Below are 17,226 nucleotides of genomic sequence, written 5' to 3' on the forward strand. Positions count from 1 at the left end.
ATGAAAAAAACAGCTTTGATCATAGGCTGCGTCCTGCTGTGCGCAGGGATCGCCCAAGCCGCGCAAAAGCCACTGATCCGCATCGGCGCCCGGGTCTTCACCGAACAGACGCTGCTGGCGGAAATCACCTCACAGTACCTGCGCAGCAAGGGCTACGAGCCTCGTGTCACCGGCGGCCTGGGCAGCAACCTGGCCCGCAGCGCCCACGAAAGCGGGCAGCTGGACCTGCTCTGGGAGTACACCGGGGTGTCGCTGGTGGCTTACAACCACGTCACGGAAAAACTCGACAGCCAACAGTCCTATGAGCGGGTCAAGGCGCTCGACGGGAAGAAAGGCCTGGTCTGGCTGGCGCCGTCGAAGTTCAGCAACACCTATGCCCTGGCCTTGCCGAAAAAAGTCGCGGAGCGATACCCACAGATCAACAGCGTCAGCGACCTGAAGAACGTCCTCGATGCCGAGCGCCAGGACCACCGCCTGATCGCCCTGGACACCGAGTTCGCCAACCGCTCCGACGGCCTGCAGGGCATGGTCGAGCGGTACGGCATGGACTTGACCCGCCGGAACATCCGGCAGATGGACGCGGGCCTGGTCTACACCGCGCTGCGCAACGGCCAGGTGTTCGCCGGCCTGGTCTACACCACCGACGGCCGGCTCGATGCCTTCAACCTGAAGCTGCTGGACGACGACCGGCACTACTTCCCGGACTACACCGCGGCCCCCGTGGTGCGCCAGGCCTACCTCGACGCCCACCCGCAACTGGCCGCCGACCTCAAGCCGCTGGCCGCCCTGTTCGACGACGCGACCATGCGCCGGCTCAACGCCCGGGTCGACGTCGACCACGAAAGCCCATCCGCCGTGGCCGCAGACTTCCTGCGCCAGCATCCATTGAACTGAGGGAGGAAAGGACATGGAACTGCTCAACGCCTTTTCCCATCTCGACTGGCAGCAGGTCGTCCAGCTGACCGGGCAGCACATCGCCCTGGTGGGCATCGCCGTGACCCTGGCGATCCTCTTCGGCGTGCCCCTGGGGATCCTGATGACCCGCTTCCCGACCCTGGCCGGCCCGTTGCAGGCCAGCGCCACCGTGCTGCTGACCATCCCCTCCATCGCCCTGTTCGGCCTGCTGCTGCCGTTCTACTCCAGGTTCGGCCAGGGCCTGGGGCCGCTGCCGGCGATCACCGCGGTGTTTCTCTACTCGCTGCTGCCGATCATGCGCAACACCTACCTGGCGCTGACCGGCGTGGAACCGGGGATTCGCGAAGCCGCCCGCGGCATCGGCATGACCTTCGGCCAGCGCCTGCGCCTGGTTGAATTACCGATCGCCGTGCCGGTGATCCTCGCCGGGGTGCGCACTGCCGTAGTGATGAACATCGGCGTCATGACCATCGCCGCCACCATCGGCGCCGGCGGCCTGGGCGTGCTCATCCTGGCCTCCATCAGCCGCAGCGACATGTCGATGCTGATCGTCGGCGCAGTGCTGGTCAGCCTCCTGGCCATCTGCGCCGACCTGCTGCTGCAAGGGCTGCAACGTTCGCTGACACCCAAAGGATTGACCCCAAAAGGAGTCCTGAAATGATCGAACTTCAAAAGCTGACCAAGACCTTCCAGAGCAACGGCAAGGCCGTCACTGCCGTCGACTCGGTCAGCCTGACCGTCAACGAAGGCGAAATCTGCGTGTTCCTCGGGCCCTCGGGTTGCGGCAAGAGCACCACGCTGAAAATGATCAACCGCCTGATCATGCCCACCTCGGGCAAAGTGCTGATCAACGGCGAAGACACCACCGGCCTCGACGAGGTGACCCTGCGCCGCAACATCGGCTACGTGATCCAGCAGATCGGCCTGTTCCCCAACATGACCATCGAGGAAAACATCGTGGTGGTGCCGCGCCTGCTGGGCTGGGACAAGCAGAAGTGCCACGACCGCGCCCGCGAGCTGATGAACATGATCAAGCTCGAACCCAAGCAGTACCTGCAGCGTTACCCCCGCGAGCTGTCCGGCGGCCAGCAACAACGCATCGGGGTGATCCGCGCCCTGGCGGCCGAAGCGCCGTTGCTACTGATGGACGAACCCTTCGGCGCGGTCGACCCGATCAACCGCGAGATGATCCAGAACGAGTTCTTCGAGATGCAGCGGGCGCTGAACAAGACCGTGATCATGGTCAGCCACGACATCGACGAAGCCCTCAAGCTGGGGGACAAGATCGCCATCTTCCGCGCCGGCAAGCTGCTGCAGATCGACCATCCGGACACCCTGCTGGCGCAGCCGACGGACGATTTCGTGAGCAACTTCGTCGGCCAGGACAGCACCCTCAAGCGCCTGCTGCTGGTCAAGGCCGAGGACGCCGCCGACAACGCGCCGGCGGTAAGCCCGGAAACCCCGGTGGCCGAGGCCCTGGAACTGATGGACGAACACGACCGCCGCCACCTGGTGGTGACCTGCGCCGAGAACAAGGCCCTGGGTTATGTGCGCCGCCGTGACCTGCACCGCCAGGCCGGCACCTGCGTCCAGTACCTGCGCGAGTTCAACGCCACCGCGGCCTACGACGAACACCTGCGCATCCTGTTGTCGCGGATGTACGAGTTCAACCGTTCGTGGCTGCCAGTGATGGACGCCGAGCGGGTGTTCCTCGGCGAGGTGACCCAGGAATCGATTGCCGCTTACCTGAGTTCGGGGCGTTCCCGCGGGATGAAGACCAGCATCGTCTCGCCGGCTGAAATTGCATCCGTCTGAGGTGGCTTTTCGCCGGCAAGCCGGCTCCTGCGAAGGGCTGTTTGGCAGCCCTTCGGCCAGCGGAAAGAAATATGAACACCTGGGCTGGCCAGGGAGGTTTAGAGCCTGGCTTTCAACGGCCTAAATATGCCCCTGTTCGGGCTTTTCGCCGCCAACGTCGCCGATGTTGAGGCCATCATTGTTTTCAAGGATCAGGCAGTCAAACGCGGCGAACGTGCAGGTATTTTTAACACTGTCGGATTCTTCGGGAACATCTGTCCGTCATCTGTGTCGGCTACAAAGAGAGGTGTCCGTAACGCGCGTCAGACAAGTGCAAAAACGCGACATTTTTTGTTGATCTCAGGCCCCTCACGTCCTAAAGTTCGCGCCGAACGTCCATGCTGGAAACGATCCATCCGGCTCAAGTACTGACGACGAGACAGCAAGGCCAAGGGAAGCGGTATGTCCCATGGCCTTTTTGCTTTCGGCGACATGCCTTGGGAAGTAGGCGAACCAAAGTGGGGATACGGAGGACGTTCATTTGCACCCATTGTTATTACCCGTTTGCCATTAGGAGCTCCCAGGAATGTCGATTCAGGTCGAAGACTACTTCGCGCGCGAAACCTTTCAGAAAATGAAGGCGTTCGCCGACAAGCAAGAAACCCCGTTCGTGGTCATCGACACCCAGATGATCGCCCAGGCCTACGACGACCTGCGCGCCGGTTTCGAATTCGCCAAGGTCTACTACGCGGTAAAAGCCAACCCGGCCGTCGAAATCATCGACCTGCTGCGTGAGAAAGGTTCGAGCTTCGACATCGCCTCGATCTACGAGCTGGACAAGGTGCTGGGCCGCGGCGTCAGCCCGGACCAGATCAGCTACGGCAACACCATCAAGAAGTCCAAGGACATCCGCTACTTCTATGAGAAGGGCGTGCGCCTGTATGCCACCGACTCCGAAGCCGACCTGCGCAACATCGCCAAGGCCGCGCCGGGCTCGAAAGTCTATGTGCGCATCCTCACCGAAGGCTCGACCACTGCCGACTGGCCGCTGTCGCGCAAGTTCGGCTGCCAGACCGACATGGCCATGGACCTGCTGATCCTGGCTCGCGACCTGGGCCTGGTGCCTTACGGCGTGTCGTTCCACGTGGGTTCGCAACAGCGCGACATCAGCGTCTGGGACGCAGCGATCGCCAAGGTCAAGGTGATCTTCGAGCGCCTGAAGGAAGAAGACGGCATCCACCTCAAGCTGATCAACATGGGCGGCGGCTTCCCGGCCAACTACATCACCCGCACCAACAGCCTGGAAACCTACGCCGAGGAAATCATTCGCTTCCTCAAGGAAGACTTCGGCGACGACCTGCCGGAAATCATCCTCGAGCCTGGCCGTTCGCTGATCGCCAACGCCGGCATCCTGGTCAGCGAAGTGGTGCTGGTGGCGCGTAAATCCCGCACCGCGGTGGAGCGCTGGATCTACACCGACGTGGGCAAGTTCTCCGGCCTGATCGAAACCATGGACGAGTCCATCAAGTTCCCGATCTGGACCGAGAAGAAAGGCGAGACGGAAGAAGTGGTGATCGCAGGCCCGACCTGCGACAGCGCCGACATCATGTACGAGAACTACAAGTACGGCCTGCCGCTGAACCTGGCCATCGGCGACCGCCTGTACTGGCTGTCCACAGGCGCCTACACCACCAGCTACAGCGCGGTGGAATTCAACGGTTTCCCGCCGCTGAAAGCCTTCTACCTGTAAGCGCCACGCGGTAACGAAAAAGCCCATGACTTGTCATGGGCTTTTTCATTCTGGGCAATGGACGATTCGATCCCTATCGATCTTCCCGCACGTGCCATACCCGCAGGATGTAGAGCGTCATCCCCTGAATCTCGTAGCGCATCTCGTAGGGCCCCACCAGCAAACGCCGGACATCGCGAGGTTGAAATTCCTCCAACTGCTCGCCGATACGCGGATTGGTCAGCAGGGTCTCCGGGGCTCGTGTCAGGGATTGCACCGTTCGGGCAGCGGCCGAACGATTCACTGGAGCGAGAAATTCAAAAAGCCGAGCCAGGTCCGACAATGCCTTGCTCGTCCATTTCAACGCCCTCACTTGGGAACCGGCAAAGGCTCGTCATTCATCAGGCTCTCGGCCCACGCCTGAACGGCCTGATGGTCGATGACCTGCCCCGCGTCCACATCAGCCAGAGCCTCATGCGTCAGGCGACTGCGCTCTTCTTCCTGATCGACCCAGGCCACCAGCGCCTGCTTGACGATCCAGCCCCGCGAGCGCTCCAGCCGAGAAGCCATCTGGTCGACCTTGTCGGCCAACTCCAGCGGCACATGTGCAGTCAGCACTTTGGTGGCGGTCATGACGATCTCCACAGGATCAGAATGATGGAAAGTGATTAACTTTCAATCATAGTGATTTACGTCAGGGCGGCAAGCAGCGCCAAGTCCCGCTCGTCACCCAGATCCGCCGCTCGCTGGTGGTAGTCCTTCGCCAGGGCTCGAACCTCGGGATGGCTCGCCTGCAGCAAGGCCACCCGCGCGACCCGCAGGAAATTCAGGTTGCCGCCTTGCAGCGCCTGACGCAGCCAGCCCAGCGCCTCGTCGACGCGGCCGGCATCGGCCAGCACCGCGGCATGGCTGAACTGCCCGCGGAAATCCCCGCCTTCGGCCGCACGGCGATACCAGTCCCAGGCCGCCGCAACGTCCCGAGGGCAATGGCGCCCGTCTTCCAGGTAGCGCCCCAGCAGGTTCATGGATTTGGCATGGCCCATGGCGGCCGCGCGGCGGTAGCAGTTCAAGGCCAGGGCCTGGTTTTCGGCGACGCCGCGGCCGGTGGCCAGCAGGTTGGCGTAGTTGTACAGCCCCCAGTCCAGCCCGGCTTCGGCCGCCTGGCGATAGTGCCCGGCCGCCGCCCTGGCATCGGCCTCGCGGCCCCAACCGTGTTCGGCGCAACGCCCCAGCATGTTGCGCGCCATCCGGTGGCCGCCCCGGGCGGCGATCTCGAACCAGCGCAGCGCCAGCGCCTGATCCCGTTCGATGCCCTGGCCGTCGAGCAGGATCTGCCCCAGCAGCGCCTGGGCATCCACCACACCGCTCCCGGCCGCCAGCAGGATCGCCTGGGCGGCCTGGGCCGGGCTGTGTTCGAGCATGGTGCGAAGCTGCTCGCCGTCGAGGACCTCCTCGCGACGCAAACGGTAACTCACGGCTTACACCTCGACCCAGCGGCGCAGCAGGTTGTGGTAGGTGCCGGTCAGGCGGATCAGCGACGGGTGGTCCGGCATGTCCCGGGTCAGTTGCTGGATCGCCTCGTCCATCTCGAACAGCAGCGCGCGCTGGCTGTCCTCGCGCACCAGGCTCTGGGTCCAGAAGAACGACGCAAAACGGGTGCCGCGGGTGACCGCGTTGACCTTGTGCAGGCTAGTGCCCGGGTACAGCACCATGTCGCCGGCCGGCAGCTTGACCCGCTGGGTGCCGAAGGTGTCCTGGATCTCCAGCTCGCCGCCGTCGTAGTCCTGCGGGTCGCTGAAAAACAGGGTCGACGACAGGTCGGTGCGCACCCGCTCGGCACTGCCCTTGGGCTGGCGCACGGCATTGTCGATATGGAAGTCGAAACTGCCACCGGCGGTGTAGCAGTTGAGCAGTGGCGGGAACACCTTGTGCGGCAGCGCCGCCGACATGAAGCGCGGGTGCTGCCACAGACGCTCGAGCATCGCCGCGCCGATTTCCTGGGCCAGGGGATGGCCTTCGGGCAATTGCAGGTTGTGCTTGGCCTTGGCCGACTGATAACCCGCGGTGATCTTGCCATCGGCCCAGTCCGCCTGCTCCAGGGCCTCACGGATGCGCAGGACTTCTTCACGGGAGAACAGACCAGGAATGTGCAGCAACATGGCGCGGGTACCTGAAAGCGAAAGGGTCGCCAATGGTATTGATTCTTATTGGCAATGTAAAACGCCAGACGAATGAAAACGTAAAAACCGTAAAGGCAAATTGTAAAGAATGTAAATTTCCTGCGAATAGCAATATTTCGCAATTGATACAAATACTTGTTCACCTTATATTCCGCCGCCTCAAATCCTTGGGGAGGGGAATTCCAATGTCACGCCAACAACCACAACTACCGGTCAGTTCACCACGCCTGCTGGCGTCTGCAATTGGCGTGGCGATCACCGCCGGCTCCGCAGCCCACATGGCCCATGCCGCCGAAAGCACCGAGAAGAAAGCCACCGGCAATGCCATTTCCCTGGACGCCACCAGCATCACCGGCGAAGCCCAGGACCAGACCTCCTACCAGGTCGAGAAAGCCTCGTCGCAGAAATACACCGCGCCGCTGGTCAACACCCCGCGCTCGGTGACTGTGGTGCCCCAGCAAGTGCTCAAGGACACCGCCGCCACCTCGCTGCAGGACGCGCTGCGCACCGTGCCGGGCATCACCTTTGGCGCCGGTGAAGGCGGCAACCCGCAAGGCGACCGTCCGTTCATCCGCGGCTTCGATGCCCAGGGCGACACCTACCTCGACGGCGTGCGCGACACCGGCGGCCAGAGCCGCGAGATCTTCGACATCGAATCCATCGAAGTCAGCAAGGGTCCCAACTCCTCCTTCGGCGGCCGCGGCTCGGCCGGCGGCAGCCTCAACCTGGTGAGCAAGACACCCAAGCAGCAGGACTTCCTCAACGGCGGCTTCACCTACGGCTCCGACCAGACCCGCCGCTACGTGCTGGACGTCAACCGCCAGTTCCTCGACAGCGCCGCCTTCCGCCTGAACCTGATGAGCCACGAGCAGAACGTGGCCGGGCGCGACGCCGTCAACTACGATCGCTGGGGCGTGGCGCCGTCCCTGACCTTCGGCCTGGGCACCCCGACCCGGGTCAACCTCAGCTACTACCACATGGAAAGCGACGACCTGCCGGATTCGGGCATTCCCTACGGCTACAGCTCGGCCACCGCCACTGCCCACCGTCACGACAAACCCACCGACGGCGGCGACAGCGACAACTTCTACGGCTTGAAGGACCGTGACTTCCGCAAGACCCGCGCGGACATCAGCACCATTTCCATCGAGCACGACCTGAACGACAACATGACGCTGAAAAACACCCTGCGTCATGGCAACACTGGCCAGGACTACATCCTCACCCAGCCGGACGACAGCAAGCTCAACGTCAACAAGTACGGCACCGTGTGGCGTCGCGCCAACTCGCGGGTTTCCACCACCGAAACCACCACCAACCAGACCGACCTGTTCGGCGAATTCCAGGCCCTGGGCTTCAAGCACAACTACTCCACCGGCCTTGAGTTCACCGGTGAAGAGACTCGCGTCAGCAGCTACACCATTAGTCCGAACAGCAACCCGACATGCACCCCTGGCAAGTCCGCGGGCGGCAGCTGCACCTCGCTGAGCAACCCGAACCCGGACGATGCCTGGACCGGCGACATCAGCCGCAACTACTACGGCACCAACACCAAGGCCACCAGCCGCGCGGCCTACGTGTTCGACACCATCGAACTGGACCCGCAATGGCTGCTCAACGTCGGCCTGCGCTACGACACTTTCGACACCGTGGCCAATACCGACTCGGCCACCACCGGGCGCACCAAGATCAAGGACGACAGCCAGTTCTGGAACTGGCAGGCCGGGCTGGTGTGGAAACCGGCGGACAATGGCAGCATCTACGCTTCCTACGCCACCTCGGCCACTCCGCCGGGCGGCCTAGTCGGTGAAGGTGTAGACCCTAATCAGCTGTCTGCTGGCGCCGCTGTCAGCGACCTACAACCGGAAGAAACCGTCAACTACGAGCTGGGCACCAAGTGGGACGTGTTCAGCGACCGCCTGTCCCTGACCGCCGCGGTGTTCCGTACCGAGAAAAAGAATGCACGCATCCTGGTCGATACCATGACCTACCAGAATGCCGGCGAATCCCGCGTCGACGGCCTGGAGTTGTCGGCCAGCGGCAAGATCACCGACAAATGGCAAGTGTTCGCCGGCTACAGCTACCTGAAAAGCGAGCTGGTGGACCCAGGCCTGACTGGCCGCAACGGCGCAATCACCGCAGGTGCCGCCTCGGCCAAAGGCAACGAAATGCCGAACACGCCGAAAAACAGCTTCAGCCTGTGGACCACCTACGAGGTGCTGCCGAAACTGACCGTGGGCGGCGGTGCGTTCTATGTGGACGAGGTGTACGGCGATGCCGGCAATACCGTGTACGTGCCGTCCTACACCCGCTACGACGCCATGGCCAGCTACAAGCTGAGCAAGAACGTCGACCTGCAACTGAACGTGCAGAACCTGACCAACGAGACCTACTACGACAAGGCCTACGCGGCGCACTTCGCCAACCAGGCGGCCGGGCGTACCGCGTTGTTCACCACCAACTTCCACTTCTGATCGAGGCGGAACGCGACGCCCGGCCCATCCGGGCAGCGGCTACAAAGCGCATGAGCCCCACCTTGCTTCGGCAAGTGGGGCTTTTGTGCGTAAAAAGGAATCTTTCTCGACAACTCACGGCATAATGCGCGCCGTGGCACAGACTTGAGAACCAACGAGGCGGTCGATGTGTTGAAGAAAACCCTGTTCCAGTTGCACTGGTTTTTCGGCATCAGCGCCGGGCTGGTCCTGGCCCTGATGGGCGTTACCGGAGCGGTGGTGTCGTTCCAGGACGAAATCCTCCGTGCCCTCAACCCCTCGACCCTGCAGGTGGAAAAACAGCCGGCCGGGGTCCTGCCGCCCGCCGAGCTGGTGGAAAAGATCCAGGCCGCCGCGGGCAAGACCGTCGCGATACTGACGGTGGAGGCCGACAGCGGCAACGCCGCTCGCGTCTGGTTCACCCCGCCGCCGGGCCAGCGCCGCGGCGAAATGCGTTACTTCGACCCTTACACCGGCGAGTTCGTCGGGGCCGCCGTGGGCCAGGACTTCTTCGGCCTGATGCTGCAGCTGCACCGCTTCCTGGCCATGGGCGACAGCGGCCGGCAGATCACCGGCGCCTGCACCCTGATCCTGATTTTCTTCTGTCTCTCGGGCCTGTACCTGCGCTGGCCGCGCCAGGTGGCGAGCTGGCGCGCCTGGCTGACCCTGGACTGGGCGAAAAAAGGCCGCGGTTTCAACTGGGACCTGCACGCCGTGGCCGGTACCTGGTGCCTGCTGTTCTATCTGTTGGCGGCGCTGACCGGCCTGTCCTGGTCCTACGAGTGGTACAACAAGGGCCTGAACCGGCTGCTGGCCGACTCGCCGCAGAGCCAGCGCATGAAGGGCGGCCGCGGCGCCCCGCCCCAGGGCCCGGCGCCGACCGCCGACTACAACGCCCTGTGGCTGGGCATCTACAGCACCGCCGGCAAGGACCTGAGCAGCTACAACATCCGCATGCCGGCCGTGGCCGGCCAGCCGGCGACCGTGTTCTACCTGCTCAAGGACTCACCCCATGACCGGGCGCTGAACCAGATCAGCATCGACCCCAACAGCGGCGTGGTCAGCCGCCATGACCGCTACAGCGACAAGAGCTTCAAGGCCCAGTTGCTGACCAGCATCTATGCCCTGCACGTGGGCAGCTACTTCGGCCTGGTCGGGCGCATCCTGATGACCGTCGCGTCGCTGGCCATGCCGCTGTTCTTCATCACCGGCTGGCTGCTGTACCTGGATCGGCGGCGCAAGAAACGCCAGATCAAGGACGCGCGCCAGGGCCTGGACACCAGCAGCAACGATGCTGCGGCCTGGCTGATCGGCTTTGCCAGCCAGAGCGGTTTCGCCGAGCAACTGGCCTGGCAGACCGCCGGGCAACTGCAGGCGGCGGGCGTGCCGGCCAATGTCCGGCCGCTGGCCAGCGTCAGCGAGCAAGACCTGCTGAACGCCCAGAACGCGCTGTTCGTGGTCAGCACCTTCGGCGACGGCGAAGCCCCGGACAGCGCCCGAGGTTTCGAGCGCAAAGTGCTGGGCCGCGCCTTGTCCCTGGATAATCTCAAGTACGCGGTGCTGGGCCTGGGCGACCGGCAGTACCCGCACTTCTGCGCTTTTGCCAAGCGCCTGCACGGCTGGCTGGCCGAACATGGCGGCAACACCCTGTTCGCCCCGGTGGAAGTCGACAGCGGCGACAGCTACGCCCTGCGCCACTGGCAGCAGCAACTGGGCCAGTTGATCGGCCAGGCGCCGGTGGACCTGTGGCAGGCCCCCGCCTACGCCAACTGGACCCTGGACCGGCGCGAGCTGCTCAACCCCGACAGCAGCGGCGCCGGCGTCTACCTGCTGGGGCTGACCGCGCCGCAGCCGAGCAGCTGGCTGGCCGGCGACCTGGTGGAAATCCTGCCGCGCAACAGCGCCTGGGACATCGAGCACTTCCTCGACGGTCTGGGGATCGCGGGCACCACCCCGGTCACCCTCGACGGCTTGCAGGAAACCCTCGAACAGGCCCTGGCCGGCCGCCAGCTGCCGGAAAACCGCGCGCACCTGGTGGGCCTGCACGCCCAGGCGCTGGTGGAGGCCCTGGTGCCGCTGGCCATGCGCGAATACTCCATCGCCTCGATTGCCAGCGACGGCCAGCTGGAACTGCTGGTACGCCAGGAACGCCGCGCCAACGGCAGCCTGGGCATCGGCTCCGGCTGGCTCACCGAGCATGCGCCGCTGGGTTCGGCCATCGGCCTGCGGGTACGGCGCAACAGCGGCTTCCACCTGCCGGCCGAGCCTTGTCCGCTGATCCTGCTGGGCAACGGCACGGGGCTGGCCGGCTTGCGCAGCCTGCTCAAGGCGCGCATCGCCGCGGGCCAGCAAGACAACTGGCTGATCTTCGGCGAGCGCAATGCCGAGCACGATTTCTACTGCAAGGACGAGTTGCAGGAATGGCTGACCGCCGGCGACCTGAAGCGCCTGGACCTGGCCTTCTCCCGCGACCAGGCCGGGAAGATCTACGTGCAGGACCGCCTGCGCCAGCAGGCCGAGCGCTTGAAGCAATGGCTGGCCGACGGCGCCGTGATCTACATCTGCGGCAGCCTGCAAGGCATGGCCTCGGGGGTGGATCAGGCGCTGGAGGACATGCTGGGCGCCGAGGCCGTCGAGCGGCTGATCGAGCAAGGGCGCTATCGCCGCGACGTGTATTGATCCTTAGGCCCCCATCGCGAGCAATCTCGCTCCTACAAAGGCATCCGCAATCCCTGTAGGAGCGAGCCTGCTCGCGATGACTGCGCAGCAGTCACCTCAAACCGGCTGCAACTTGCGCTCGAACACCGCCACCCCATCCAGGTCCCGCAGGATCACCGTCAACTCCCCGCTCTGCCCTTCGATCTGCACCTCGCCGAAAAACTGGAAGCCCGCGAATGGTGAGGTGTTCTGCGTCGGCGGCGCCTTCTGGAACACCACCTCCGGCCCGAAGGTTTTGTCCAGGGCGTTGGGCCCGAAGCTACCGGCATTCAACGGCCCGGCAACAAACTCCCAGAACGGCTCGAAATCCTGGAACGCGGCGCGGTCCGGGTGGTAATGGTGCGCCGCGCAGTAATGCACGTCCGCCGTCAGCCACACGTGGTTGCGCACCTTGTGCTTGCGCAGGAACGCCAGCAACTCGGCGATCTCCAGCTCGCGGCCCTGGGCCGGGCCCGGGTCGCCATTGGCAATCGCCTCCCAGCGCGGCACCCCGGGGCTGACCTCGCCATCCGGCACGCCGAGGCCGATGGGCATGTCGGCCGCCACCACCTTCCACTGCGCTTTGGAGTGCTTGAGCCCCTTCTTGAGCCAGTCCAACTGCTCGCGACCGAGGAACGGCTTGGCCGCGCCGAGGTTGTCGTCGTTGCCGCCGCGATAGCTGCGCATGTCCAGCACGAACACATCCAGCAGCGGCCCGTAGCTCAACTTGCGGTAGATCCGCCCGCCCTGATCGGCGCTCTGCAAGCGCATCGGTGCGTACTCCAACCAGGCTTGCCGCGCCCGGCCCACCAGGGTGTGGATATTTTTTTCGGTATAACGCTCGTCCAGCACCTTGCTCGGCGACCAGTTGTTGACCACCTCATGGTCGTCCCACTGCCAGATCTGCGGCACCTCGGCATTGAAGCGCCGCAGGTTCTCGTCCAGCAGGTTGTAGCGGTAATTGCCGCGGTACTCGTCCAGGGTCTCGGCGACCTTGCTCTTGGCCTCGGTGGTGATATTGCGCCAGATGCGCCCGCCCTCGACGGTCAGCTGCGCCGGCACCGGGCCGTCGGCGTAAATGGTGTCGCCGCTGTGGATAAAAAAGTCCGGCAGGCGCCGGCGCATGGCGTCATAAATGCGCATGCCGCCGATCTCCGGGTTGATGCCGAAGCCTTGGCCGACGGTGTCGCCGCTCCACACAAAACGGATATCGCGGCGGGTCTGCGGCACGCTGCGCAAATGGCCGAACCAGGGCTTGCTGCGCACCCCGCTCTGCGCGTCCTCGAAATACACCCGATAGAAAATCGCCTGATCGGTGGGCAGCCCGCCCAACTCGACCCGCGCCGTGAAATCGGTACGCGCATCCGCCAATTGCGAGACGAACCGCCGCGGATTGCTGAACCGGCTGCGAGTATCCCACTCCACCACCATCCGCGCCGGCCGGTCGGTACGGCTCCAGACGATCGCCCGGTCGCCAAGCAAGTCCCCGGACTGCACACCATCGACCATCTTCGGACGGTCCTTGCCCGAAGCAATCACCGCCGGCGCCAACCCCGGCAGCAACAACCCCGCCCCCGCCACCTGAATCACCCGCCGCCGCCCGAGGTTGAACTCGCTCATGGATCGCCTCCCTGACAAAAAGCCAAAAGACAACCATAGCCAGTGGGGATGAAGGGGATGTGACATGCAGCGGATAAGCGGCGTATCGGGGATTCTTCCACGGTTGGGGTTGTGTCATGTCCTAGCGGTGGAGCTGCCTGTGCGGCAGTGAAGCTTACTGAACACGTCGGGCACGGAGACCTCCATTTCTGAGCTGCCTTTGCGGCAGTGAACTGAGGCGCAGCCGTTCTACATCCAGCAGTCGTGTTTCTGAGCTGCCTATACGGCAGTGAACCTGGAAATTGCCGACCGGGCGCGGGCCTTCGATTTCTGAGCTGCCTATACGGCAGTGAACACGGCGGTGTTCGGGTCCTGGGACTTTTCGACTTTCTGAGCTGCCTATACGGCAGTGAACTGTCTTGAAATGCTCTGAAAGCCTTGATCTATTTTCTGAGCTGCCTATACGGCAGTAAACCCCTTACGGCAATCCTGCCGCCCTTCATAGTCTTTCTGAGCTGCCTATACGGCAGTGAACGGTGTAGAAGCTGCCGCGCCAGGTGTAGATCCTTTCTGAGCTGCCTATACGGCAGTGAACGACGCCACGGTGCGGCCGTCGGCGTCCTTGGCTTTCTGAGCTGCCTATACGGCAGTGAACACACTGCAAAGCAAACAGCAGCCGCTTTGCGTTTTCTGAGCTGCCTATACGGCAGTGAACTAACTGCATGCTGTGCAGTTCAACGTCCAATATTTCTGAGCTGCCTATACGGCAGTGAACCTGATCGAGGTCAACAAGCGCGGGCATTGCAATTTCTGAGCTGCCTATACGGCAGTGAACATGACGCCAAGGAAATTGCTGTAATCCTTGATTTTCTGAGCTGCCTATACGGCAGTGAACGCCAAAAGGCGCGGATACTCGAGCGCGCCATTTTTCTGAGCTGCCTATACGGCAGTGAACTCCCGCGGCGCCGACACCATCGATCGCACTCATTTCTGAGCTGCCTATACGGCAGTGAACCACCAGTACCCGGCCTGAACCAGAACAGTCATTTTCTGAGCTGCCTATACGGCAGTGAACGATCAGCGCCGCATCCGCGACGCGCGGGCACTTTTCTGAGCTGCCTATACGGCAGTGAACCCAGCAGCACCGCCGGCGATCATCCCCTTGTTTTTCTGAGCTGCCTATACGGCAGTGAACCCCGCCATACCCAAGGCGCCCGCCATGGATGCTTTCTGAGCTGCCTATACGGCAGTGAACGAGGAAATGCGCGGCGGTCGGTTCATCGGCGATTTCTGAGCTGCCTATACGGCAGTGAACGTCTCGTCGGCCACCTTGAACGGCGCCGCGGTTTTCTGAGCTGCCTATACGGCAGTGAACTACACATCCGCTAGATTTCGGCCGCCGGCACTTTTCTGAGCTGCCTATACGGCAGTGAACCTGATGGTGGCTTATGCCATTGGTGCAGATCTTTTCTGAGCTGCCTATACGGCAGTGAACTCTCTGTTCGATCGCCTGAGCGCGCCGGACGATTTCTGAGCTGCCTATACGGCAGTGAACTTGTTCGGCTTGTCTTCGAAGCCGCACCAGATATTTCTGAGCTGCCTATACGGCAGTGAACTCTCGGTAAAGGCTGGAGCATCTGCTACTTCTTTTCTGAGCTGCCTATACGGCAGTGAACAAAACAGGACATGAAACTGGCCGATGTTTTCTTTTCTGAGCTGCCTATACGGCAGTGAACGGCGTGCTCGATCACACCACCTGCAGCAGCCTTTTCTGAGCTGCCTATACGGCAGTGAACATCGAACCGGCTGACAGCTCCCCACGCTGCAAATTTCTGAGCTGCCTATACGGCAGTGAACTGGACGTGAAGGGCCATTCCATGACTTGTGCATTTCTGAGCTGCCTATACGGCAGTGAACAAGCTTTCCGTCGAGCCGGCCAGGTCCTCGGTTTTCTGAGCTGCCTATACGGCAGTGAACATCGACCCGACGCGACCGCTCGTAACGCGTGGTTTTCTGAGCTGCCTATACGGCAGTGAACAATGTATTCACCGCGCTTGAGCATATACTTGATTTCTGAGCTGCCTATACGGCAGTGAACGCACCATGAACATCTCCTGGCCGGCCGTGAATTTTCTGAGCTGCCTATACGGCAGTGAACCAGCCCTGGCCAGCGCTGCAGCGTGCTCGCCGTTTCTGAGCTGCCTATACGGCAGTGAACAGAGCGCATTGGGGTGTGATCTGACTCAACATTTTCTGAGCTGCCTATACGGCAGTGAACAGGGCATACAGCCCTGATTTTCCTTGCATATTTTTCTGAGCTGCCTATACGGCAGTGAACGATCATTGCCGGCGCCGGCGTTGACCTGGAGCTTTCTGAGCTGCCTATACGGCAGTGAACTAGCCAAATATCTCTACATCCTCATGATTTCAAAAAGAAATCTTACCGGGTGCCGTGTTTGAGCCTCTTTTTGTTGCTCGCTGTAAGTGCTTGATTTTACATGGCACCACAACCCACTTGAAAAAAAGGGTCTGCACTGAGGAACGGCTCACCGGAGCTCAGACTATAGCGACTGAACTGTTTTGTCTGGCCCGGCAAGCCACGAAACATGAGCGAAGATGAGCGTTTCGGCGGCGGTTGCCGATCAGAGGCGATTGCCGTCGAGCAACGCGTCCACCACACCCCGCGCCATCTCCACGGAATGCACCAACGACCAGATCAGGCCACGCTCGATACCGCTGGCGTGTTCGGTGATCTCGTCAGAGACCTCTTCGGCGGACTTGAGCAACATGGACACGTGAAGCAATGCCTCTTCGGCACTGATGCCGGGGCGGACGGTGAAGATGGAGTCATTACCGGCAGGCCCTGCTGCGGTAGGCTGCAAAACCGCAAGCAACGAACTTTCCACCGACTGTTCGGCCAGCGCCTGACGGACCCGCTCATTGGCTTGATCGTGGTCTGGATTGCGGCGCGAGAACGGCAGGGAAAGGGGTGGATCGGGAACAAGCTTTTTCATGGTGTGGCTCCTCGACATGAAGCCACCACCTGACGCTGCTAGACGAATAGAAGGTGGCGGCTGTACGCGGGCTAGCAGACCGGGTCAAGGAAACCGGCGCGCCCGAAGGCGCCCCCACGCACAGCCGCCATGACAGAGCACTGCAAATAGAAAATGCAGTGTTGATGACGTTGCTTGCGTTCTGACCCGGGCTGCTAGTCCCGATCGCTGAAAAGTCAGCGACAACCCGAGGCTAGACAGCACCATTCCCAGACACAAGCGGCCCGGAGTTTCTCGGAAAGGCCTTACAAAAGAAAGCGAAGAGCCTCACTTTCAGACAGCGTCCTACACGGCAAAACCTGTCATCCGTAGGACCTGATTTGCACGATTTCTGTAGCCGCTGTCGAGCCACGGCGAGGCTGCGATAGGACCGAAGGTCCTCCAGCGGTTTCGAGATCCTTGCGCCCCCTGCGGGGTCGATCGCAGCCTCGCCGTGGCTCGGCAGCGGCTACAGGGTTTAGCGCCGACCGGTAGGTCGCGCGTGGCTTTGGCTTTTGATCTGTCCGCCCCATCGGCAGGCCGAGTGGAGGTGTTCATCAGGGGGATGGCGCGTAGCGCCGTACGGCGAAGCCGTACACATCGAGAGGAGGTCGAAGCGAAGCCGACCGGAGGCGATGCCCCCTGATGGACACCGGAGGGAGGGAACCTGAGCGCAGCGAAGGCCGTACGCTAGGGGCATGAACGGGACAACCACATAGGTGACAGAAAAGTTCAGGCACATGGGTGACACCAAATCAGGCCTGTGATGCCGGATTGAGCCTGATATA

General features: G+C 62.5%; 12 protein-coding genes and 1 CRISPR repeat array. Of the genes, 6 read left to right on the top strand and 6 right to left on the bottom strand.

Annotated features, from left to right (window positions below; translation table 11 throughout):
• The 4 genes from ACQKQA_RS19015 to ACQKQA_RS19030 all read left to right on the top strand — a co-directional run bounded on the left by ACQKQA_RS19015 (position 1) and on the right by ACQKQA_RS19030 (position 4,459).
• Positions 1–894: a glycine betaine ABC transporter substrate-binding protein gene (locus tag ACQKQA_RS19015; RefSeq protein ID WP_427560826.1), complete on the top strand. Its 894-nt coding sequence runs from the start codon at positions 1–3 to the stop codon at positions 892–894.
• A 13-nt stretch (positions 895–907) separates the two neighbouring features.
• The gene (locus ACQKQA_RS19020; protein ID WP_427560829.1) at positions 908–1,576 is read left to right on the top strand and encodes an ABC transporter permease; all 669 of its coding nucleotides are present in this window, start codon (positions 908–910) and stop codon (positions 1,574–1,576) included.
• Positions 1,573–2,730 carry a betaine/proline/choline family ABC transporter ATP-binding protein gene (locus ACQKQA_RS19025; RefSeq protein ID WP_427560832.1) on the top strand — a complete coding sequence of 386 codons (1,158 nt, stop codon included), beginning with the start codon at positions 1,573–1,575 and terminating at the stop codon, positions 2,728–2,730. Before ACQKQA_RS19020 ends, ACQKQA_RS19025 begins: the two co-directional genes overlap by 4 nt.
• Before the next feature lie 565 nt (positions 2,731–3,295).
• Complete coding sequence (locus ACQKQA_RS19030) at positions 3,296–4,459, top strand: type III PLP-dependent enzyme (protein ID WP_427560835.1); 1,164 nt, start codon at positions 3,296–3,298, stop codon at positions 4,457–4,459.
• 73 nt (positions 4,460–4,532) lie between these two features.
• Here ACQKQA_RS19030 and ACQKQA_RS19035 read toward each other — a convergent pair whose 3' ends face one another.
• From ACQKQA_RS19035 to ACQKQA_RS19050, 4 genes are read right to left on the bottom strand one after another with little or no spacing between them, the layout of a single operon-like run.
• Positions 4,533–4,811 (bottom strand): type II toxin-antitoxin system RelE/ParE family toxin, encoded by a 279-nt coding sequence (locus ACQKQA_RS19035; protein ID WP_230011646.1) that lies wholly within the window; start codon positions 4,809–4,811, stop codon positions 4,533–4,535.
• Positions 4,808–5,071, bottom strand: a complete 264-nt coding sequence (locus ACQKQA_RS19040) for a CopG family ribbon-helix-helix protein (RefSeq protein ID WP_045885683.1) — start codon at positions 5,069–5,071, stop codon at positions 4,808–4,810. The genes ACQKQA_RS19035 and ACQKQA_RS19040 overlap by 4 nt, the downstream gene beginning before the upstream one ends.
• 56 nt (positions 5,072–5,127) lie before the next feature.
• Positions 5,128–5,913 carry a tetratricopeptide repeat protein gene (locus ACQKQA_RS19045; protein WP_427560839.1) on the bottom strand — a complete coding sequence of 262 codons (786 nt, stop codon included), beginning with the start codon at positions 5,911–5,913 and terminating at the stop codon, positions 5,128–5,130.
• A 3-nt stretch (positions 5,914–5,916) separates the two neighbouring features.
• Positions 5,917–6,597: a Fe2+-dependent dioxygenase gene (locus ACQKQA_RS19050; RefSeq protein WP_427560842.1), complete on the bottom strand. Its 681-nt coding sequence runs from the start codon at positions 6,595–6,597 to the stop codon at positions 5,917–5,919.
• A 206-nt stretch (positions 6,598–6,803) separates the two neighbouring features.
• Between ACQKQA_RS19050 and ACQKQA_RS19055 the strand changes: the two genes are divergently transcribed.
• Positions 6,804–9,092 carry a TonB-dependent receptor gene (locus ACQKQA_RS19055; RefSeq protein ID WP_427560844.1) on the top strand — a complete coding sequence of 763 codons (2,289 nt, stop codon included), beginning with the start codon at positions 6,804–6,806 and terminating at the stop codon, positions 9,090–9,092.
• A 168-nt stretch (positions 9,093–9,260) separates the two neighbouring features.
• The gene (locus ACQKQA_RS19060; RefSeq protein WP_427560851.1) at positions 9,261–11,789 is read left to right on the top strand and encodes a PepSY domain-containing protein; all 2,529 of its coding nucleotides are present in this window, start codon (positions 9,261–9,263) and stop codon (positions 11,787–11,789) included.
• Between the two features lie 96 nt (positions 11,790–11,885).
• Here ACQKQA_RS19060 and ACQKQA_RS19065 read toward each other — a convergent pair whose 3' ends face one another.
• Complete coding sequence (locus tag ACQKQA_RS19065; RefSeq protein ID WP_427560847.1) at positions 11,886–13,427, bottom strand: alkaline phosphatase D family protein; 1,542 nt, start codon at positions 13,425–13,427, stop codon at positions 11,886–11,888.
• 185 nt (positions 13,428–13,612) lie between these two features.
• Positions 13,613–15,804: direct repeats of the CRISPR family, unit length 28 nt; unit sequence TTTCTGAGCTGCCTATACGGCAGTGAAC.
• A gap of 244 nt (positions 15,805–16,048) precedes the next feature.
• Positions 16,049–16,420 (bottom strand): DUF6124 family protein, encoded by a 372-nt coding sequence (locus ACQKQA_RS19070; RefSeq protein ID WP_427560850.1) that lies wholly within the window; start codon positions 16,418–16,420, stop codon positions 16,049–16,051.
• Between the last annotated feature and the right edge of the window lie 806 nt (positions 16,421–17,226).

Source organism: Pseudomonas sp. NPDC089530, assembly GCF_050280705.1.
In the GTDB taxonomy this organism is placed as follows: domain Bacteria; phylum Pseudomonadota; class Gammaproteobacteria; order Pseudomonadales; family Pseudomonadaceae; genus Aquipseudomonas.

Bases quoted from the DNA above. Each gene is read 5' to 3' on its own strand.
- ACQKQA_RS19050 (WP_427560842.1), bottom strand. From the start codon at position 6,597: ATGTTGCTGCACATTCCTGGTCTGTTCTCCCGTGAAGAAGTCCTGCGC.
- ACQKQA_RS19065 (WP_427560847.1), bottom strand. From the start codon at position 13,427: ATGAGCGAGTTCAACCTCGGGCGGCGGCGGGTGATTCAGGTGGCGGGG.
- ACQKQA_RS19025 (WP_427560832.1), top strand. From the start codon at position 1,573: ATGATCGAACTTCAAAAGCTGACCAAGACCTTCCAGAGCAACGGCAAG.
- ACQKQA_RS19020 (WP_427560829.1), top strand. From the start codon at position 908: ATGGAACTGCTCAACGCCTTTTCCCATCTCGACTGGCAGCAGGTCGTC.
- ACQKQA_RS19030 (WP_427560835.1), top strand. From the start codon at position 3,296: ATGTCGATTCAGGTCGAAGACTACTTCGCGCGCGAAACCTTTCAGAAA.
- ACQKQA_RS19070 (WP_427560850.1), bottom strand. From the start codon at position 16,420: ATGAAAAAGCTTGTTCCCGATCCACCCCTTTCCCTGCCGTTCTCGCGC.
- ACQKQA_RS19040 (WP_045885683.1), bottom strand. From the start codon at position 5,071: ATGACCGCCACCAAAGTGCTGACTGCACATGTGCCGCTGGAGTTGGCC.
- ACQKQA_RS19055 (WP_427560844.1), top strand. From the start codon at position 6,804: ATGTCACGCCAACAACCACAACTACCGGTCAGTTCACCACGCCTGCTG.
- ACQKQA_RS19015 (WP_427560826.1), top strand. From the start codon at position 1: ATGAAAAAAACAGCTTTGATCATAGGCTGCGTCCTGCTGTGCGCAGGG.